This window comes from Pseudomonas sp. v388 (assembly GCF_003935425.1).
In the GTDB taxonomy this organism is placed as follows: Bacteria; Pseudomonadota; Gammaproteobacteria; order Pseudomonadales; family Pseudomonadaceae; genus Aquipseudomonas.
On the sequence record NZ_RHQN01000007.1, the window covers coordinates 75811 to 94980 of the forward strand.

15 protein-coding genes and 3 tRNA genes are annotated in these 19170 nt (G+C 59.4%); 15 read left to right on the plus strand and 3 right to left on the minus strand.

The features are described from left to right. The first annotated feature begins 28 nt into the window (after window positions 1-28). The 6 genes from EGJ27_RS17290 to EGJ27_RS17315 all read left to right on the plus strand — a co-directional run bounded on the left by EGJ27_RS17290 (window position 29) and on the right by EGJ27_RS17315 (window position 6046). Entirely contained in the window at window positions 29-1123 is a 1095-nt protein-coding gene (locus EGJ27_RS17290) for an ABC transporter ATP-binding protein (RefSeq protein ID WP_125831960.1), read from the plus strand. Further along, on the plus strand, window positions 1123-2232 hold the full coding sequence (locus EGJ27_RS17295) for an ABC transporter ATP-binding protein (RefSeq protein ID WP_125831961.1): 1110 nt from the start codon (window positions 1123-1125) through the stop codon (window positions 2230-2232). The genes EGJ27_RS17290 and EGJ27_RS17295 overlap by 1 nt, the downstream gene beginning before the upstream one ends. Continuing rightward, a complete protein-coding gene (locus EGJ27_RS17300) occupies window positions 2229-3092 on the plus strand; it encodes a carbohydrate ABC transporter permease (RefSeq protein WP_125831962.1) in 864 nt (287 codons plus the stop codon). The genes EGJ27_RS17295 and EGJ27_RS17300 overlap by 4 nt, the downstream gene beginning before the upstream one ends. 9 nt (window positions 3093-3101) lie before the next feature. Further along, the gene (locus EGJ27_RS17305) at window positions 3102-3902 is read left to right on the plus strand and encodes a carbohydrate ABC transporter permease (protein ID WP_125831963.1); all 801 of its coding nucleotides are present in this window, start codon (window positions 3102-3104) and stop codon (window positions 3900-3902) included. Window positions 3903-3912: 10 nt separating this feature from the next. Continuing rightward, entirely contained in the window at window positions 3913-4185 is a 273-nt protein-coding gene (locus tag EGJ27_RS17310; protein WP_125831964.1) for a DUF2160 domain-containing protein, read from the plus strand. Window positions 4186-4273: 88 nt separating this feature from the next. Then, the gene (locus tag EGJ27_RS17315) at window positions 4274-6046 is read left to right on the plus strand and encodes an ABC transporter substrate-binding protein (RefSeq protein WP_125831965.1); all 1773 of its coding nucleotides are present in this window, start codon (window positions 4274-4276) and stop codon (window positions 6044-6046) included. Window positions 6047-6106: 60 nt separating this feature from the next. Here the strand turns inward: EGJ27_RS17315 and folD are convergent, their stop codons facing one another. Next, on the minus strand, window positions 6107-6961 hold the full coding sequence (folD, locus tag EGJ27_RS17320) for a bifunctional methylenetetrahydrofolate dehydrogenase/methenyltetrahydrofolate cyclohydrolase FolD (protein WP_125831966.1): 855 nt from the start codon (window positions 6959-6961) through the stop codon (window positions 6107-6109). 295 nt (window positions 6962-7256) lie between these two features. Between folD and EGJ27_RS17325 the strand changes: the two genes are divergently transcribed. The 9 genes from EGJ27_RS17325 to EGJ27_RS17365 all read left to right on the plus strand — a co-directional run bounded on the left by EGJ27_RS17325 (window position 7257) and on the right by EGJ27_RS17365 (window position 16516). After that, window positions 7257-7333, plus strand: a tRNA-Arg gene (locus EGJ27_RS17325). A 51-nt stretch (window positions 7334-7384) separates the two neighbouring features. Next, window positions 7385-7460: transfer RNA gene (locus tag EGJ27_RS17330), tRNA-His, on the plus strand. A 57-nt stretch (window positions 7461-7517) separates the two neighbouring features. Continuing rightward, window positions 7518-7602: transfer RNA gene (locus tag EGJ27_RS17335), tRNA-Leu, on the plus strand. A gap of 371 nt (window positions 7603-7973) precedes the next feature. After that, on the plus strand, window positions 7974-9284 hold the full coding sequence (gene tig / locus EGJ27_RS17340) for a trigger factor (RefSeq protein WP_125831967.1): 1311 nt from the start codon (window positions 7974-7976) through the stop codon (window positions 9282-9284). A gap of 91 nt (window positions 9285-9375) precedes the next feature. After that, a complete protein-coding gene (clpP, locus tag EGJ27_RS17345; protein WP_002552734.1) occupies window positions 9376-10017 on the plus strand; it encodes an ATP-dependent Clp endopeptidase proteolytic subunit ClpP in 642 nt (213 codons plus the stop codon). 106 nt (window positions 10018-10123) lie between these two features. Beyond that, window positions 10124-11407 (plus strand): ATP-dependent Clp protease ATP-binding subunit ClpX, encoded by a 1284-nt coding sequence (gene clpX / locus EGJ27_RS17350; protein ID WP_125831968.1) that lies wholly within the window; start codon window positions 10124-10126, stop codon window positions 11405-11407. A 209-nt stretch (window positions 11408-11616) separates the two neighbouring features. Further along, on the plus strand, window positions 11617-14013 hold the full coding sequence (lon, locus tag EGJ27_RS17355) for an endopeptidase La (RefSeq protein WP_125831969.1): 2397 nt from the start codon (window positions 11617-11619) through the stop codon (window positions 14011-14013). A gap of 147 nt (window positions 14014-14160) precedes the next feature. After that, the gene (locus tag EGJ27_RS17360) at window positions 14161-14433 is read left to right on the plus strand and encodes an HU family DNA-binding protein (protein ID WP_002552737.1); all 273 of its coding nucleotides are present in this window, start codon (window positions 14161-14163) and stop codon (window positions 14431-14433) included. 208 nt (window positions 14434-14641) lie between these two features. Continuing rightward, a complete protein-coding gene (locus EGJ27_RS17365) occupies window positions 14642-16516 on the plus strand; it encodes a SurA N-terminal domain-containing protein (protein WP_125831970.1) in 1875 nt (624 codons plus the stop codon). A 229-nt stretch (window positions 16517-16745) separates the two neighbouring features. Here the strand turns inward: EGJ27_RS17365 and fabI are convergent, their stop codons facing one another. Together fabI and EGJ27_RS17375 are read right to left on the minus strand one after the other, a co-directional pair. Beyond that, window positions 16746-17540, minus strand: a complete 795-nt coding sequence (gene fabI, locus EGJ27_RS17370) for an enoyl-ACP reductase FabI (RefSeq protein WP_024687900.1) — start codon at window positions 17538-17540, stop codon at window positions 16746-16748. Window positions 17541-17558: 18 nt separating this feature from the next. Continuing rightward, window positions 17559-19169: an ABC transporter ATP-binding protein gene (locus EGJ27_RS17375; RefSeq protein ID WP_125831971.1), complete on the minus strand. Its 1611-nt coding sequence runs from the start codon at window positions 19167-19169 to the stop codon at window positions 17559-17561. Window position 19170 lies beyond the last annotated feature (1 nt).

Here is a 19170-nt window from a genome sequence, read left to right on the forward strand (position 1 = left end):
CCCGAATAAAAATGATAAAGGGCACGCCATGTCTCTAACGCTGGAGCACGTCAGCCGCGCCGTCGATGGCCAAATCTGGATCGACGACGCCTCCCTGAGCTTTGAGCCGGGATCTTTCAACGTCTTGCTGGGCCGCACCCTGTCGGGCAAGACCAGCCTGATGCGCCTGATGGCCGGCCTGGACAAGCCTGACAGCGGCCGGGTCTTGATGAACGGTGTCGACGTCACGCAGCGTCCGGTGCGGTTGCGCAATGTGTCGATGGTCTACCAGCAGTTCATCAACTATCCGAGCATGACGGTGTTCGAGAACATCGCCTCGCCGCTGCGTCAGGCCGGAATGGCCAAGGAGCAGATTCACAGCCGCGTCCACGACACCGCGAAGATGCTGCGTATCGAGAAATTCCTGCAGCGCTACCCGCTTGAATTGTCCGGCGGCCAGCAGCAACGTACCGCCATGGCCCGGGCGCTGGTCAAGGATGCCGAGCTGATCCTGTTCGACGAACCGCTGGTCAATCTGGACTATAAGCTGCGCGAAGAACTGCGCCAGGAAATGCGCGACCTGTTCGCGGCACGCCACACCATTGCGATTTACGCCACCACCGAGCCCAACGAGGCCCTGGCCCTTGGCGGAACCACCACGATTCTGCATGAAGGGCGGGTGGTGCAGACCGGCAAGACCGCGCAGGTCTATCACAAGCCCAGCACGGTGCTGGCCGCCGAGCTGTTCTCCGAACCGCCGATCAATCTGATGCCGGGACGGATCGACGGCAACGAGGTGAGCTTCGCCAATTTCGTGCATTTCCGGCTCAACGCCGACCTGCGCGCCATCGGCGACGGCGATTACCAGTTCGGCGTGCGGCCCAGCCACCTGAGCCTGGTGCCGTCCAACGACGACGACCTGGAGCTGGCGGTGACCGTCGAACTGGCGGAAATCAGCGGCTCGGAAACCTTCCTGCACGTGCGCAACGAATTGTTTCCGCTGGTGCTGCATTTGCCGGGGGTGCACGGCTACGACGTCGATGCGGCGATCCGCGTGTATATCCCGACTCACAAACTGTTTGTCTTTGACCAGCAGGGCAAGCTGATCCAGGCGCCCGGCGTGCGTATCGCGAGGGTTGCCTGATGGCCGAGATCCGTTTGCAGAACCTGGCGCACAGCTACAGCGCCAACCCGGGGCCGGACGATTATGCGATCCGCGAAATGAGCCACGTTTGGGAGCAGGGCGGGGCGTATGCGTTGCTCGGGCCTTCCGGCTGCGGCAAGTCGACCTTGCTCAATATCATTTCCGGGCTGCTCAGCCCGTCCCAAGGGCAGGTACTGTTCGACGCCCGGGTGGTCAACGAGCTGAGCCCGGAACGGCGCAACATCGCCCAGGTTTTCCAGTTCCCGGTGGTCTACGACACCATGACCGTGTACGACAATCTGGCCTTCCCGTTGCGCAACCAGGGCATGGACGAGACGCGCATTCGTACCAAGGTTCAGGAAATCGCCGACGTGCTGGACCTGCAGCCGCTGCTTGGCAAGAAAGCCCGAAACCTGACCGCAGATGAAAAGCAGAAGGTCTCGATGGGCCGCGGGCTGGTCCGCGATGATGTGTCGGCGATCCTGTTCGACGAGCCTTTGACCGTCATCGATCCGCACCTGAAGTGGAAACTGCGCCGCAAGCTCAAGCAGATCCACGAGCAGTTCAACATCACCATGGTCTACGTCACCCACGACCAGTTGGAGGCCTCGACCTTCGCTGACAAGATCGCGGTGATGTACGGCGGCCAGATCGTGCAATTCGGTACGCCCCGCGAGCTGTTTGAAAAACCACGCCACACCTTTGTCGGCTATTTCATCGGCAGCCCCGGCATGAACCTGATCGACGTCGAGCCCCAGGGCGACGGCGTCGGGTTCGGCGACGTGCAGATCGGAATGTCCAGCCTGATGCGCCAGTTGATCGCCCGAACTTCCTTCCAGACCTTGAAGATCGGTATCCGGCCGGAGTTCGTGCACGTCTGGGATGGGCCTTACGAGGAAGCGATGTGCGCCGAGGTCGTGCATGTCGAGGATCTGGGCACCTACAAAATCCTGACCCTGTCCCTGGCCGGCCAGCCGCTCAAGGTGCGTTTGCCCGAGGACAAGCCTGTGCCCCAGGGTCAGGCGTGGATCAGTTTTCCGGCGCAATGGCTGATGCTCTATGCCGACGAGTTTCTGCTCGAACCGGGCCACGAACGAGGTGACGCATGAACAAGGTCCAGAACAACAAGGCCTGGTGGCTGGTGCTGCCGGTGTTCCTGCTGGTGGCCTTCAGCGCCATCGTGCCGATGATGACCGTGGTCAACTATTCGGTGCAGGACATCTTCGACCAGTCCAACCGCTATTTCGTCGGCGCCGACTGGTATCGCCAGGTGTTGCAGGACCCGCGCCTGCATGACTCGCTGCTGCGCCAGTTCATTTACTCAGGCTGCGTGCTGCTGATCGAAATCCCGCTGGGCATCGCCATCGCCCTGACCATGCCGACCAAGGGCCGCTGGTCGTCGCTGTGTCTGATCATCATGACCATCCCGCTGCTGATTCCCTGGAACGTGGTCGGCACCATCTGGCAGATCTTCGGCCGCGCGGACATCGGCCTGCTGGGCTGGGGGCTCAACAGCCTGGGCATCAGCTACAACTATGCGGCCAACACCATGGACGCCTGGGTCACGGTGCTGGTAATGGATGTCTGGCACTGGACCTCGCTGGTGGCGCTGTTGTGCTACTCCGGGCTGCGGGCGATCCCTGACGTTTACTACCAGGCTGCACGCATCGATCGCGCCTCGGCCTGGGCAGTGTTTCGGCATATCCAGCTGCCGAAGATGAAAAGCGTGCTGCTGATCGCCGTGATGCTGCGCTTCATGGACAGCTTCATGATCTACACCGAACCCTTCGTGCTGACCGGCGGCGGGCCGGGCAACGCCACCACTTTCCTGAGCCAGACCCTGACGCAAATGGCGGTCGGCCAGTTCGATCTGGGGCCTGCGGCGGCGTTTTCCCTGGTGTATTTCCTGATCATCCTGCTGGTGTCGTGGCTGTTCTACACCGCCATGACCCACAACGAGAACAAGTGAGGATCGACCATGAATGCGCGCAAGGCGATTCCGTTGCTGATCTACATCCTGTTTCTGCTGGTGCCGATCTACTGGTTGCTGAACATGTCGTTCAAGAGCAATACCGAGATCCTCGGCAGCCTGACGCTGTGGCCGGAAACCTTCACCCTGGCCAATTACCGAGTGATCTTTACCGACCCCAGCTGGTACAGCGGCTACATCAACTCGCTGTACTACGTATGCCTGAACACTGTGATCTCCCTGACCGTGGCGTTGCCGGCGGCCTATGCGTTTTCCCGCTATCGCTTCCTCGGCGACAAGCACCTGTTTTTCTGGCTGCTGACCAATCGCATGGCGCCGCCGGCAGTGTTTCTATTGCCGTTCTTCCAGCTGTATTCCTCCATCGGCCTGTTCGATACCCACATCGCCGTGGCGCTGGCGCACTGCCTGTTCAATGTGCCGCTGGCAGTGTGGATTCTGGAAGGCTTCATGTCCGGTGTGCCCAAGGAAATTGACGAAACGGCCTACATCGACGGCTATAGTTTTCCGAGGTTCTTCGTGAAAATTTTCGTGCCGCTAATTGGCTCGGGCATCGGCGTCACGGCGTTCTTCTGCTTCATGTTCTCCTGGGTCGAGTTGCTGCTGGCGCGGACCCTCACGTCGGTCAACGCCAAGCCCATCGCGGCGGTGATGACCCGTACCGTTTCCGCATCGGGGATCGACTGGGGGGTGCTGGCGGCTGCCGGTGTATTGACCATCCTGCCGGGCATGCTGGTGATCTGGTTCGTTCGTAATCATGTGGTCAAGGGCTTTGCCCTTGGCCGCGTCTGAGGAGGCGCAAATGGAATGGATGGCGTGGACACCCATCACGGCGGCGTTTTTCGGGGCCGTGGCGCTGGTGCTGGCAGGCATGACGATCTGGGAACTCAGCTCGGCCTGCGTCGAGCGGCGGGGTTTCCTGCCTATCGCCACCACTCGCGGCGACCGACTGTTCATCGGCCTGTTGGTCAGCGCCTATGTTCATCTGCTGGTCGTGGGGGTGACGGACTGGAGTTTGTGGGTTGCCTCGGCGCTGTCGCTGGTGTGGTTGCTGGTGGTGATGCGTTGGGGTTGACCGAAGCGATCTGAAGCGCAAGGGCGGCTGCCGGCCACGATGAAGTGAGGATCGGGAAGGGCGTCGTAATAATCAACTGGAGGTGTCTATGTTCTACAAAAACAACAAGCTGAGACATAGCGTGGCGCTGGCTTCGATGCTGGCATGCAGTGGATTGAGCGTGACGGCATGGGCGGACGCCTATCAGGATGCCGCGAAAAAGTGGATCGACGCGGAATTCAAGCCTTCGACCCTTTCTCCCCAGCAGCAAATGGCCGAACTGGAATGGTTCATCAAGGCCGCCGAGCCGTTTCGTGGCATGAACATCAAGGTGGTGTCGGAAACCCTCACCACCCATGAGTACGAATCCAAGACCCTGGCGCGGGCGTTCTCGGAAATCACCGGCATCAAGCTGACTCACGACCTGGTGCAGGAAGGTGACGTGATCGAGAAAATCCAGACCCAGATGCAGTCGGACAAGAATATCTACGACGGCTGGGTCAACGATTCCGACCTGATCGGTACCCACTTTCGCTATGGCAAGGCGCAGTCGCTGACCGAACTGATGGAAAGCGAAAGCGGCAAGAAGGTGACCTCGCCAACCCTGGACCTCAAGGATTTCATCGGCCTGTCGTTTACTACCGCGCCCGACGGCAAGGTCTACCAACTGCCTGACCAGCAATTCGCCAACCTGTACTGGTTCCGCGCTGACTGGTTCGAGCGGGCCGACCTCAAGGAGAAGTTCAAGGCCAAGTACGGCTATGAGCTGGGCGTGCCGGTGAACTGGTCGGCGTACGAAGACATCGCCAGGTTCTTCAGTGAAGACGTCAAGGAAATCGACGGCAAGCGTGTCTATGGCCACATGGATTACGGCAAGAAGGACCCATCGCTGGGCTGGCGTTTCACCGATGCCTGGTTCTCCATGGCCGGCGGCGGTGACAAGGGCCTGCCCAACGGCTTGCCTGTGGACGAGTGGGGGATTCGCGCGGAAAACTGCCATCCGGTGGGGTCGAGCATTACCCGTGGCGGCGACACCAACGGCCCGGCGGCGGTGTTCGCCACCCAGAAATACATCGACTGGCTCAAGGCCTACGCGCCGCCGGAAGCCGCAGGCATGACTTTCTCGGAGTCGGGCCCGGTGCCGTCCCAGGGTAACGTCGCTCAGCAGATCTTCTGGTACACCGCGTTCACCGCAGACATGACCAAGCCGGGCCTGCCGGTGATGAATGCCGATGGTACGCCGAAGTGGCGCATGGCGCCGTCGCCCAAAGGGCCTTACTGGAAGGACGGCATGAAGTTGGGCTATCAGGACGTGGGTTCATGGACGTTCCTGTACTCCACACCGGAGAAGCAGCGCCTGGCGGCCTGGCTGTACGCGCAGTTCGTGACCTCCAAGACTGTGTCGCTGAAAAAGACCATTGTCGGTCTGACGCCGATTCGCGAGTCGGACATCAACTCCAAGGAAATGACCGCCCTGGCGCCGAAGCTTGGTGGCCTGGTGGAGTTCTATCGCAGCCCGGCGCGGGTCCAGTGGTCGCCGACCGGCACCAACGTTCCTGACTATCCGAAACTGGCGCAGCTGTGGTGGAGCCATGTGGCGGAAGCGGTTACCGGCGAGAAGACTGCCCAGCAGGCGCTCGACGGCCTGGCCAAGGATCAGGATGCGATTCTGATGCGACTGGAACGCTCCAAGGCGCAGGAGAAGAGCGGTTGTGCACCGAAACTCAACCCCGAAACCACGGCTGAAGAGTGGTACAAGAAAGGCGAGGCAAGCCCCGACGGCTGGGCCGCGCCACAGCGCAAGCTGGCCAACGAGAAGCCCAAGGGTGAAACAGTCGGCTACAACGAGCTGCTCAAAAGCTGGGAGGCGGCGCGCAAGTAATTAACAGCTGAAATGCAAAACGGCACCCCAGGGTGCCGTTTTTGTTGTGTACGGATCGGATCAGCCGTGCAGGCTTTCCGCTGCGTACAAGGTGTTTTCCAGCAGGCAGGCGCGGGTCATGGGACCGACGCCGCCGGGAACCGGGGTAATCCAGCCGGCGCGGGGCAGCGCGGTGTCGTACACAACGTCGCCTACCAGCTTGCCGTCGTCCTGACGGTTGATGCCGACGTCGATGACGATAGCGCCTGGCTTGATCCATTCACCCTTGACCAGCCCCGGCTTGCCGGCGGCAACCACTACCAGGTCGGCACGGCCGACGTGACCGGCCAGGTCCTTGGTGAAGCGATGGGTCACGGTCACGGTACAGCCGGCGAGCAACAGCTCCATCGCCATCGGCCGGCCGACGATGTTGGATGCGCCGACCACTACCGCTTCCATGCCGTACAGATCGGCACCGGTGCTTTCCAGCAGGGTCATGATCCCTTTCGGCGTGCAGGGGCGCAGCAGAGGAATACGCTGGGCCAGGCGGCCGACGTTGTAAGGGTGGAAACCGTCCACGTCCTTGTCGGGGCGAATGCGCTCCAGCAACAGGGAAGCGTCCAGGTGCGCAGGCAGGGGAAGCTGCAACAGGATGCCGTCGATGTCGGCATCGTCATTCAGGCGATCGATCAGCTCGGTCAGGGCAACCTGGCTCGTCTCGGCCGGCAGGTCGTAGGCCTGGGAAATGAAGCCTACTTCCTCGCAGTCCTTGCGCTTGTGGGAAACATAGACCTGGGAGGCGGGGTCGCTGCCCACCAGAATCACCGCGAGGCCCGGCGTACGCAGGCCTTGCTCGCGACGTTCGGCGACACGTTTGGCGATCTGCTGGCGCAGGCTGGCGGCGATCGCTTTGCCGTCGATAAGTTGTGCAGTCATGACGCGTAATTAACCATCGAGAGGAAATAAAATGAGCGCGCATTCTCGCATGACCTGACGCGAGGGCAAAGGCGCTTGGCGCGCATAATCAGCTAACTCCTTTATCTAACTGAATTTTTTTTAAAAAAGAGTTGACGACCTTCGGGGTCGTCTATAAGATTCGTCGCACTTGCCGGGCAGAGCCCAGCACTGGTTAAGCTAGCACTGGTTGATTAGGTCAGGCAGAGTTGCAAATCGGCTCGGTGTGATTGAAAGCCTTTTAATTTGTGATCGTTCGTGAATGCAGATTATATAAGTGCCCGTAGCTCAGCTGGATAGAGCATCCGCCTTCTAAGCGGATGGTCGCAGGTTCGAGTCCTGCCGGGTGCGCCATTCAAGGCAGCTTTGGCACAGCAAGTAGATGTAGCGGTTACATGCAATATGGTGGGCGTAGCTCAGTTGGTAGAGCACAGGATTGTGACTCCTGTTGTCGTGGGTTCGATCCCCATCGTCCACCCCATATTCAGAAAAGGCGCCAGGTTTATGATCTGGCGCCTTTGCTTTAAAAGCTTGTAACGCGGATGTGGTGGAATTGGTAGACACACTGGATTTAGGTTCCAGCGCCGAAAGGTGTGAGAGTTCGAGTCTCTCCGTCCGCACCAAGATGTGTAAGTAGCTTGAGTGGCATCACTCCTGTTACGCAAGAAGCCGCCTAGTGCGGCTTTTTTTGTTTCAGCGTATTGGAATTATCGTCCCGCTGATCCGCCGGCTTGCGCCGTCGGTCGAGCAGGGCGCGCTACGTGGATGGAGCCGGTAGTGGTCCGGCGCAGGTGCTTCCTTTATATAGCCTGTGCCAGACGCCTCGGCGGCAAGGCAAACGATGTTCTGGCCGCTCCTGTCGACGAACCGGTTCCGTCCTCCTAACTTGCCCTTTTTCAGTAGGGTGACTTCTTGAGTTTGACCCACTAGAATGCATGCCCTTGATTCTGGGGTCGGAAACGGCCGGCTAACGTCTGTGCAACGAGGAATATCCATGCAAGTTTCTGTTGAAAATACTTCCGCTCTTGAGCGCCGCATGACCATTGGCGTGCCTGCCGAACGCATCGAGACTGAAGTCAACAAGCGTCTGCAGCAGACCGCACGTAAAGCCAAGATCCCGGGCTTCCGCCCAGGCAAGGTGCCTATGAGCGTGATCCGCCAGCGTTATGAAGACGGCGCGCGTCAGGAAGCGCTGGGCGACCTGATCCAGGCTACTTTCTACGAAGCCGTGGTCGAGCAGAAGCTGAACCCTGCCGGCGCACCTGCCGTAGAGCCCAAGTCCTTCGAAAAGGGCAAGGATCTGGAATACGTCGCAACCTTCGAAGTGTTCCCTGAGTTCACCGTTGCGGGTTTCGACACCATTTCCGTCGAGCGTCTGTCCGCCGAAGTGGCCGACAGCGACCTGGACAACATGCTGGAAGTGCTGCGCAAGCAGAACGTTCGTTTTGAAGAGACCTCGCGTGCCGCTCAGAACGAAGACCAGCTGAACCTCGATTTCGTCGGCAAGGTTGACGGCGAAGTCTTCGCTGGCGGCTCCGCCACCGGCACCCAGCTGGTTCTGGGCTCCGGCCGCATGATCCCTGGTTTCGAAGACGGTCTGGTGGGCGCCAAGGCCGGCGAAGAGCGCGTACTGAACGTGACCTTCCCCGAGGACTACCAGAACCTGGAGCTGGCTGGTAAAGCCGCCGAGTTCACCGTTACCGTCAACAGCGTTTCCGAGCCAAAGCTGCCTGAGCTGAACGAAGAGTTCTTCAAGCAGTTCGGCATCAAGGAAACCGGCATCGACGGTTTCCGCGCCGAAGTTCGCAAGAACATGGAGCGCGAGCTGCGTCAGGCGATCAAGTCCAAGATCAAGAACCAGGTCATGGACGGTCTGCTGGCCGCCAACCCGATCGAAGTGCCTAAGGCGCTGCTGGAAAACGAAGTCAACCGTCTGCGCGTGCAGGCTGTTCAGCAGTTCGGTGGCAACATCAAGCCTGACCAGCTGCCGGCCGAGCTGTTCGAAGAGCAGGCCAAGCGCCGCGTCGAGCTGGGCCTGATCGTTGCTGAAGTCGTCAAGCAGTTCGACCTCAAGCCCGATGATGCCCGCGTACGTGACCTGATCCAGGAAATGGCCTCGGCCTACCAGGAGCCTGAGCAGGTTGTGGCCTGGTACTACAAGAACGAGCAACAAATGAACGAAGTGCGTTCTGTTGTGCTTGAAGAGCAAGTTGTAGATACTGTTTTGCAGAAAGCTAGCGTGACCGACAAATCGGTCTCCTACGAAGAAGCAGTCAAGCCGGTGGAAGCTCCAAAAGCCGACTGATTTCTCCTTTCGTTCGAAAACACCCACAAGCCAGCCTTCGCGCTGGCTTGTGCGTATTCAAGACTCGACTATTTGGGAGTGAATGCAGGACATGTCCCGCAATTCTTATATTCAGCAGAACTCTGACATCCAGGCCGCTGGCGGCCTGGTCCCGATGGTTATCGAGCAGTCCGCCCGCGGCGAGCGCGCCTATGACATCTACTCGCGCCTGTTAAAGGAGCGCGTGATTTTCATGGTCGGGCCGGTTGAAGACTACATGGCCAACCTGATCGCGGCGCAATTGCTGTTCCTGGAAGCGGAAAACCCGGACAAGGATATCCATCTCTATATCAACTCCCCAGGCGGGTCGGTGACTGCAGGTATGTCGATCTACGACACCATGCAGTTCATCAAGCCGGACGTGTCGACCATCTGCATCGGCCAGGCTTGCAGCATGGGCGCGTTCCTGCTCGCTGGCGGCGCCGAAGGCAAGCGTCACTGCCTGCCCAACTCGCGCATGATGATTCACCAGCCGTTGGGCGGTTTCCAGGGTCAGGCGTCGGATATCGACATCCATGCCAAGGAAATCCTGCATATTCGCCACCGCCTCAACTCGCTGCTGGCGCATCACACCGGCCAGAGCCTGGAGACCATCGAGCGTGACACCGAGCGTGACAACTTCATGAGCGCTGAGCGTGCGGCGGAATACGGCCTGATCGACTCGGTGATCAACAAGCGTCAAATGCCTGCTTAAGCTGCGCAAAATGTGGGCGGGCGGCACAACCTGCCGCCCGCGGACTTGAAAAAGCCCGCGATAGCCTTCATCTTGTGTTGCAAGCCTACCGGATTGGATCGATCGAATGACTGACACCCGCAACGGCGAGGACAACGGCAAACTGCTCTATTGCTCCTTCTGTGGCAAAAGCCAGCATGAAGTGCGCAAATTGATTGCCGGCCCCTCGGTCTTTATCTGCGACGAGTGCGTCGACCTGTGCAACGACATCATCCGCGAGGAGGTGCAGGAAGCCCAGGCCGAAAGCAGTGCGCATAAATTGCCTTCGCCCAAAGAAATCAGCGGCATCCTAGATCAATACGTCATTGGTCAGGAACGTGCCAAGAAGGTTCTCGCAGTAGCGGTGTACAACCACTACAAGCGTTTGAATCAGCGTGACAAGAAGAACGACGATGTCGAACTCGGCAAGAGCAACATCCTGCTGATCGGGCCTACCGGCTCGGGCAAGACGCTGCTGGCTGAAACCCTGGCCCGCCTGCTCAATGTCCCGTTCACCATCGCCGACGCCACGACCCTGACCGAAGCCGGTTATGTCGGTGAAGACGTGGAAAACATTATTCAGAAGCTGTTGCAGAAATGTGATTACGACGTAGAGAAGGCCCAGATGGGTATTGTCTACATCGACGAAATCGACAAGATCTCGCGCAAATCCGACAACCCTTCGATTACTCGTGACGTGTCCGGCGAAGGCGTACAGCAGGCTCTGCTGAAGCTGATCGAAGGCACCGTGGCTTCCGTTCCTCCGCAAGGCGGGCGCAAGCATCCCCAGCAGGAATTCCTGCAGGTGGACACGCGCAATATCCTGTTCATTTGCGGCGGCGCCTTTTCGGGCCTGGAGAAAGTCATCCAGAACCGGTCCACCCGTGGTGGCATTGGCTTCAATGCCGAGGTTCGCAGCAAGGAAGAGGGCAAGAAGGTCGGCGAATCCCTGCGTGAAGTCGAGCCTGACGATCTGGTCAAGTTCGGTCTGATCCCGGAATTCGTCGGTCGTTTGCCGGTGTTGGCCACGTTGGACGAACTGGATGAGGCTGCGTTGATGCAGATTCTCACCGAGCCGAAGAACGCGCTCACCAAGCAGTACGCCAAGCTGTTCGAAATGGAAGGTGTGGATCTCGAGTTCCGTACCGACGCGTTGAAATCGGTTGCCCGTCGCGCGCTGGAGCGCAAGACCGGCGCCCGTGGCCTGCGCTCCATCCTCGAAGGCGTTCTGCTCGACACCATGTACGAAATCCCGTCGCAGACCGACGTGAGCAAGGTGGTGATCGACGAAAGCGTGATCGAAGGCACGTCCAAGCCGCTGTTGATCTACGAAAACAGCGAGCCGCCTGCCAAGGTCGCTCCTGACGCATAAACCGGCCTTGCCGCGTGGATGTGCCAAGTGACACGAAAGGGGCCTTCGGGCCCTTTTTGCATTTTCAGGGCGTGGCCCCTATCACGCATTCCATGCAGTTATTCAAGCGCCCGGACGTCAAGGCTTGTTTTTTTTGAAAACTGCCCCCATCTTGGCTTCAAGCTTATTCCATCTGTCCACGGCCGATTGGCCGCCGTAGAGGCGAAATCATGAAGACCACCATTGAATTGCCTCTCTTGCCATTGCGTGATGTTGTGGTTTATCCGCACATGGTTATCCCGCTGTTCGTGGGGCGCGAGAAGTCTATCGAAGCCCTTGAGGCGGCGATGACCGGCGACAAGCAGATCCTGTTGCTCGCGCAGAGAAACCCTGCCGACGATGATCCGGGCGAGAAGGCCCTGTACAGCGTCGGTACCGTTGCCACCGTCCTGCAACTGCTCAAACTGCCCGATGGCACCGTCAAGGTGCTGGTCGAAGGCGAGCAGCGCGGTTCGGTCGAGCGCTTCATCGAGGTCGACGGCCATTACCGCGCCGAAGTCGCGTTGATCGACGAAGTCGATGCCCCGGACCGCGAGTCCGAAGTTTTTGTACGCAGCCTGCTGGCGCAGTTCGAACAGTACGTTCAGCTGGGCAAGAAAGTGCCTGCCGAAGTGCTGTCCTCACTCAACAGCATCGATGAGCCGGGTCGCCTGGTCGATACCATGGCCGCCCACATGGCGCTGAAAATCGAGCAGAAGCAGGACATTCTCGAAATCATTGACCTGCCGTCGCGCGTCGAGCACGTGCTGGCGTTGCTGGATGCTGAAATCGACCTGCTGCAGGTCGAAAAACGCATCCGCGGTCGCGTCAAGAAACAAATGGAGCGCAGCCAGCGCGAGTACTACCTGAATGAGCAGATGAAGGCCATTCAGAAAGAGCTGGGCGATGGCGACGAAGGCCATAACGAAATCGAAGAGCTGAAAAAGCGCATCGATGCTGCGGGCCTGCCCAAGGATGCGCTGGCCAAGGCCACTGCCGAGCTGAACAAGCTCAAGCAGATGTCGCCCATGTCGGCTGAAGCCACCGTGGTTCGCTCCTACATCGACTGGCTGGTCCAGGTGCCGTGGAAGGCGCAGAGCAAGGTTCGTCTGGACCTGGCGCGTGCCGAGGCGATCCTGGATGCCGATCACTACGGCCTGGACGAGGTCAAGGAACGCATCCTTGAGTATCTCGCGGTGCAGAAGCGGGTGAAGAAGATTCGCGGCCCTGTGTTGTGCCTGGTCGGTCCTCCGGGCGTGGGTAAAACCTCCCTGGCCGAGTCAATCGCCAACGCCACCAACCGCAAATTCGTGCGCATGGCGCTAGGCGGGGTACGTGATGAAGCCGAAATTCGTGGTCATCGCCGCACCTACATCGGTTCGATGCCAGGAAGATTGATACAAAAGATGACCAAGGTGGGGGTTCGCAACCCGCTGTTCCTGCTCGACGAAATCGACAAGATGGGCAGCGACATGCGTGGCGATCCGGCCTCGGCGCTGCTTGAAGTGCTAGACCCGGAGCAGAACCACAACTTCAACGACCATTACCTGGAAGTCGATTACGACCTGTCGGACGTCATGTTCCTGTGCACGTCCAACTCGATGAATATTCCGCCGGCGCTGCTCGATCGTATGGAAGTGATCCGTCTGCCGGGCTACACGGAAGACGAAAAGATCAACATCGCCGTGAAATACCTTTCGCCCAAGCAGATTCAGGCCAATGGTCTGAAAAAGGGTGAAATCGAATTTGACGAAGAGGCGATCCGCGACATCATCCGCTATTACACCCGCGAGGCGGGCGTGCGCGGCCTTGAGCGTCAGATCGCCAAGGTCTGCCGCAAGGCCGTGAAAGAGCATGCGCTGGAAAAACGTTTTGCAATTCGTGTCACGGCGGACATGCTCGAGCACTTCCTGGGCGTGCGTAAATTCCGCTACGGTCTGGCCGAGCAGCAGGATCAGATCGGACAGGTGACGGGGCTTGCGTGGACTCAGGTCGGCGGCGAATTGCTGACCATCGAGGCGGCCGTGGTGCCGGGCAAAGGCAACCTGATCAAGACCGGTTCGTTGGGCGATGTGATGGTCGAGTCGATCACTGCGGCCTTGACCGTAGTGCGCAGCCGCGCGAAAAGCCTGGGCATAGCCCCGGATTTCCACGAGAAACGCGACACGCACATCCACATGCCCGAAGGTGCCACGCCCAAGGACGGTCCGAGCGCGGGCGTCGGTATGTGCACGGCGCTGGTGTCGGCATTGACCCAGATTCCGGTGCGTGCCGATGTCGCCATGACGGGTGAGATCACGCTGCGCGGACAGGTGCTGGCCATTGGTGGTCTGAAGGAAAAACTTCTGGCCGCGCATCGCGGCGGCATCAAGACGGTGATCATTCCGGAAGAAAACGTACGTGATTTGAAGGAAATTCCCGACAATATCAAGCAGGATCTTGAAATCAAGCCTGTTAAATGGATTGACGAAGTCCTGCAAATTGCGCTGCAATACGCGCCGGAGCCCTTGCCGGATGTGGCTCCCGATCTGGTTGCGAAGGATGAAAAACGCGAGTCTGACTCTAAGGAAAGAATTAGCACGCATTAAGACTGTGTGAGGCTTCCTTGACAGCTTTTTGGAGCCCTTGTTATAAAGCGGCTCTTTCAAGCAAGTACCTGCAAGCCTTCCAGCGCTCGTTTTGCTTAACACCTAAAACTTAGAAACATACTCAATATAGAGATAAGGGGACTTAGAGTGAACAAGTCGGAACTGATTGATGCTATCGCCGCATCTGCTGATATCCCGAAAGCTGCTGCTGGCCGCGCGCTGGACGCAGTGATCGAATCCGTCACTGGCGCTCTGAAGGCTGGCGACTCTGTTGTATTGGTTGGCTTTGGTACGTTCTCCGTTACAGACCGTCCTGCTCGTATTGGTCGCAATCCTCAGACCGGTAAGACGCTGGAAATTGCTGCTGCCAAGAAACCAGGTTTCAAGGCCGGTAAAGCACTGAAAGAAGCCGTAAACTAAGCTTCCAGAAGCCTTTGCCCGCCGGTTCGGATTCAGTCCGGGCCGGTAGCGGAGCGGCAGTGCGACATCAGTCTGCGCTGTCGAAGGGGTCGAGCCCTTCCGCTCCGTCAGTTACGAGAAGGCGCATCCTCGGATGCGCCTTTCTTCTATCCGCTTTCTACCCACGCTCCGCGGTTGGTTAGTCAGTTCAACCGTTTTGGGGGACGCAATGCTGCAGAACATCAGGGACAATTCACAGGGCTGGATTGCCAAGACAATCATCGGGATCATCATCGCGCTGATGGCCTTCACCGGCATCGAGGCGATGTTTACCGCGACCAGCAACAAACAGAACGCGGCCGAGGTCAACGGCGAAGAGGTCACTCAGAACGAGTTGAGCCAGGCCGTGGACATGCAGCGTCGCCAGCTTGCCCAGCAACTGGCCCAGCAGTTGGGCAAGGATTTCGATCCTGCAATGCTGGACGAGAAGCTGCTGCGCGAATCCGCGCTCAAGGGGCTGATCGACCGCAAGCTGCTGCTGCAAGGTGCAGCCGATGCCAAGTTCTCCTTTTCCGACGCTTCGCTGGACCAACAGCTTTTGCAGACGCCTGAATTCCAGGTGGACGGCAAGTTCAATGCCGATCGCTTCGATCAGGTGATCCGTCAGCTGGGTTACAGCCGCCTGCAGTTCCGCCAGATGCTTGGCCAGGAAATGCTGATCGGTCAGGTCCGGGCCGGTGTGGCCGGCAGTGCGTTCGTGACCGACGCGCAGGTCGATGCGTTTGCCCGTCTGGAAAAGCAGACCCGCGACTTCGCTTCCCTCACTCTGCCGGCCGATCCGGCGGCGGTGAAGGTGACCGACGATGAGGTCAAGGCGCACTACGACGAGCGTGCCAAGGAATTCATGAGTCCTGAGCAGGTGGTGCTGGAGTACGTCGAGCTGAAGAAATCGGCCTTCTTCGACAAGGTGCAGGTCAAGGACGAGGATTTGCAGGCGGCTTACCAGAAGGAAATCGCCAATCTCTCCGAACAGCGTCGTGCCGCTCACATCCTGATCGAAGAAAGCGACGAAACCAAGGCCAAGGCCAAGCTGGAAGATATTCAGCAGCGTCTGGCCAAGGGTGAAGACTTCGCCAAGCTGGCCAAGGAGTTCTCGCAGGACCCGGGTTCGTCCAACAAGGGCGGCGATCTGGGTTACGCAGGCAAGGGCGTCTATGATCCGGCGTTTGAGCAGGCGCTGTATGCGCTGAACAAGGATCAGGTCTCGCAGCCCGTGCGTACGGACTTCGGCTGGCACCTGATCAAGTTGTTGGGCGTCGAAGCACCGTCGGTCCCGACCTTTGCCAGCCTGAAGGACAAGCTGACCACCGACCTGAAATCCCAACAGGTCGAGCAGAAGTTCGTCGAAGTGACCAAGCAGCTGGAAGATCTGGCTTTCGAATCTTCCGACCTGGCTCAGCCGGCTCAGGAACTGGGCCTGAAGGTTCAGACGACTGCGCCATTCGGCCGTGAAGGCGGCGAAGGCTTGACGGCCAACCGTGCGATTATCCAGGCCGCATTCAGCCCGGAAGTCCTTGAGGAAGGTTCCAACAGCAACACGCTGGAACTGGACCCGGAGACTGTCGTGGTGGTCCGTTCCAAGGAGCATCTGCAGCCACAGCAGTTGCCGCTTGAGACCGTTGCCGCTGCGATTCGCGGCCAGTTGGTCAAGGATCACGCCAGCGCTGCGGCGAAAGCCAAGGGCGAGGCGTTGCTGGCCGGTTTGCGTGATGGCAAGGTACCATTGGCGGCCAAGCAGGACGGCCGGGAGTGGAAAGTGCTGGAAGCGGTGACTCGCAATCAGGAAGGCGTAGAGCCAACCGTGCTGCAAACGCTGTTCCGCATGCCCAAGCCTGAAGGCAAGGACAAGCCGGAGTTCGCCAGCGTGACCGCGGCGGATGGCAGCTTCGTGATTGTGCGTCTCAACGGTGTTAATCAGGCGGCTGCGCCGACGGATGCCGAGAAGACGCAGTACCGTCGCTTCCTCGCTTCACGTGCCGGTCAGCAGGATTTCGCTGCCTACCGCGCCGAGTTGGAAAGCAAGGCGAAGATCGAGAAGTTCTAAGCTTCGACCTCGCTCCAGAAAAGGCCGCTCATTGAGCGGCCTTTTCTGTGGGCGTCCGAACGCAATTCCTGCAGGAGCGGACTTGTCCGCGAAAACGTCTGTACGGCCGATACATCGTTTGCGACTGTGCCAACGTCTTCGCGAGCAGGCTCGCTCCTGCGGACGTACGTTCGGACATGCAAAAAAAGGCCGCTCAACGAGCGGCCTTCTTTGTGCAGCGTTGTAGCTATTACTCTTCGATGTTGCCCATCGCGGTGGTGTTGAAGCCACCGTCGACGTACATGATCTCACCGCTGATACCCGAAGCCAGGTCCGAGCACAGGAACGCGCCGGCGTTGCCGACTTCGTCGATGGTCACGTTGCGACGCAGCGGGGTTTGCGCTTCGTTGGCAGCCAGCATCTTGCGGAAGTTCTTGATACCCGAAGCCGCCAGCGTACGGATCGGACCAGCCGATACCGCGTTGACGCGAGTACCTTCGGGACCGAGGCTGCCGGCCAGGTAGCGGACGCCCGCTTCCAGGCTGGCCTTGGCCATGCCCATCACGTTGTAGTTCGGCATGGTGCGCTCTGCGCCCAGGTACGACAGGGTCAGCAGGCTGCCATTGCGGCCTTTCATCATTTCGCGACCGGCCTTGGCCAGGGCCACGAAGCTGTAGGCGCTGATGTCGTGAGCGATGCGGAAGCCTTCACGGGTGGTGGCTTCGGTGAAGTCGCCGTCGAGCTGGTCGCCCGGTGCGAAGCCGACCGAGTGAACGATCACGTCCAGGCCGTCCCACTTCTTGCTCAGCTCTTCGAAGACCTTGTTGATCTCTTCGTCGCTGGCCACGTCGCAAGGGAAGCACAGCTCAGGACCCGAGCCCCAGCCTGCGGCGAACTCTTCGACACGGCCCTTGAGCTTGTCGTTCTGGTAGGTGAAGGCCAGTTCGGCGCCTTCACGGTGCATGGCGGCAGCGATGCCGGATGCGATGGACAGTTTACTGGCGACACCGACGATCAGGACGCGCTTACCGGCGAGAAAACCCATGTGTTGTTCCTCTTCAGGTTAATCGACAGCTACCGGCGCCAAAAAGGCGGCCTCCAGCAGCTGCTGTGTATAAGGATGTTGCGGTGCGGCGAAGACAGCCTGCGCCGCACCCTGTTCGACCACTTGGCCTTGCTTGACCACCATCAGTTGGTGGCTCAGCGCTTTGACGACAGCCAGGTCATGGCTGATGAACAAATACGTCAGGTTGTACTTGGTTTGCAGCGAGCGTAAGAGCTCCACCACCTGGCGCTGAACCGTCCGGTCGAGGGCCGAAGTCGGCTCGTCCAGCAGAATCAGCGCCGGTTTCAACACCAGTGCACGAGCAATGGCGATGCGCTGCCGTTGCCCACCGGAGAACTCATGGGGGTAGCGGTGCCGGGTTTCCGGGTCCAGGCCTACTTCCCTGAGTGCTTCGATAATGGCCGCTTCTTGCTCCGCGGCCGTTCCCATGCGATGAATCCGCAGGCCTTCGCCAACGATTTCACCCACCGACATCCGTGGGCTCAGGCTTCCGAAGGGATCCTGAAACACCACCTGCATCTGCCTGCGCAACGGGCGAATCTGTTGCTGCGACAGGCATTCTAGCGCCTCACCCTGGAACCGTATGGTTCCCTGGCTGCCGATGAGCCGAAGAATAGCCAGGCCCAACGTCGATTTGCCCGATCCGCTTTCGCCGACGATCCCCAGGGTCTGCCCCTTGGGCAGGCTGAAGCCGATGCCGTCTACCGCTTTGACGTGATCGACGGTGCGCTTGAGCAGGCCTTTCTTGATCGGGAACCAGACTTTCAGGTTCTCGACTTCAAGCAGCGCAGGCCCGGCCGGGTTGGGCGAAGGGCCACCGCTGGGTTCGGCACCCAGCAGAATCCGGGTATACGGATGCTGCGGCGAACGGAACAGCTCTTCGCACGATGCCTGTTCGACGATGCAACCGCGCTGCATGACACATACGCGATGCGCAATTTGCCGGACAACGTTCAAATCGTGGCTGATCAACAGCAATGCCATGCCCAGTCTGGCCTGCAGGTGCTTGAGCAATTCGAGGATCTTGAGTTGTACGGTCACGTCCAGTGCGGTGGTAGGCTCGTCGGCGATCAACAGCTCCGGCTCATTGGCCAGTGCCATGGCGATCATCACCCGTTGGCGCTGCCCGCCGGACAGCTCGTGAGGCAGCGCCTTGAGGCGTTTGCGCGGCTCGGGGATGCCCACCAGCTCAAGCAGCTCCAACGTGCGCTCAGTCGCCGCCTGGCCGGTCAGGCCCTTGTGCAGCCCGAGCACTTCGTTGATCTGCTTTTCCACCGAATGCAGTGGGTTGAGCGAGGTCATCGGCTCCTGAAAGATCATGGCGATCCGGTTGCCACGGATCGAGCGCAGTTTCTTTTCGTTTACCTTGAGCAGGTCGTCGCCGCCGTAATGGATGCTGCCTTGCGGATGGCTGGCGGCCGGGTAGGGCAGCAGGCGCAGGATCGAGTGCGCGGTGACGGATTTGCCCGATCCGCTTTCGCCGACCAGCGCCAGGGTTTCGCCACGGCGAATGTCGAAGCTGATGCTCTCCACCACGCGCTGACGCGAATCGCCCGCCACGAACTCGACCGCCAGATCGCGGATTTCGATCAGATTGTCATCGTTCATC

Coding starts and splice junctions, on each gene's coding strand:
- EGJ27_RS17290 (WP_125831960.1), top strand. CDS start 29: ATGTCTCTAACGCTGGAGCACGTCAGCCGCGCCGTCGATGGCCAAATC.
- EGJ27_RS17295 (WP_125831961.1), top strand. CDS start 1,123: ATGGCCGAGATCCGTTTGCAGAACCTGGCGCACAGCTACAGCGCCAAC.
- EGJ27_RS17300 (WP_125831962.1), top strand. CDS start 2,229: ATGAACAAGGTCCAGAACAACAAGGCCTGGTGGCTGGTGCTGCCGGTG.
- EGJ27_RS17305 (WP_125831963.1), top strand. CDS start 3,102: ATGAATGCGCGCAAGGCGATTCCGTTGCTGATCTACATCCTGTTTCTG.
- EGJ27_RS17310 (WP_125831964.1), top strand. CDS start 3,913: ATGGAATGGATGGCGTGGACACCCATCACGGCGGCGTTTTTCGGGGCC.
- EGJ27_RS17315 (WP_125831965.1), top strand. CDS start 4,274: ATGTTCTACAAAAACAACAAGCTGAGACATAGCGTGGCGCTGGCTTCG.
- folD (WP_125831966.1), bottom strand. CDS start 6,961: ATGACTGCACAACTTATCGACGGCAAAGCGATCGCCGCCAGCCTGCGC.
- tig (WP_125831967.1), top strand. CDS start 7,974: ATGCAAGTTTCTGTTGAAAATACTTCCGCTCTTGAGCGCCGCATGACC.
- clpP (WP_002552734.1), top strand. CDS start 9,376: ATGTCCCGCAATTCTTATATTCAGCAGAACTCTGACATCCAGGCCGCT.
- clpX (WP_125831968.1), top strand. CDS start 10,124: ATGACTGACACCCGCAACGGCGAGGACAACGGCAAACTGCTCTATTGC.
- lon (WP_125831969.1), top strand. CDS start 11,617: ATGAAGACCACCATTGAATTGCCTCTCTTGCCATTGCGTGATGTTGTG.
- EGJ27_RS17365 (WP_125831970.1), top strand. CDS start 14,642: ATGCTGCAGAACATCAGGGACAATTCACAGGGCTGGATTGCCAAGACA.
- fabI (WP_024687900.1), bottom strand. CDS start 17,540: ATGGGTTTTCTCGCCGGTAAGCGCGTCCTGATCGTCGGTGTCGCCAGT.
- EGJ27_RS17375 (WP_125831971.1), bottom strand. CDS start 19,169: ATGAACGATGACAATCTGATCGAAATCCGCGATCTGGCGGTCGAGTTC.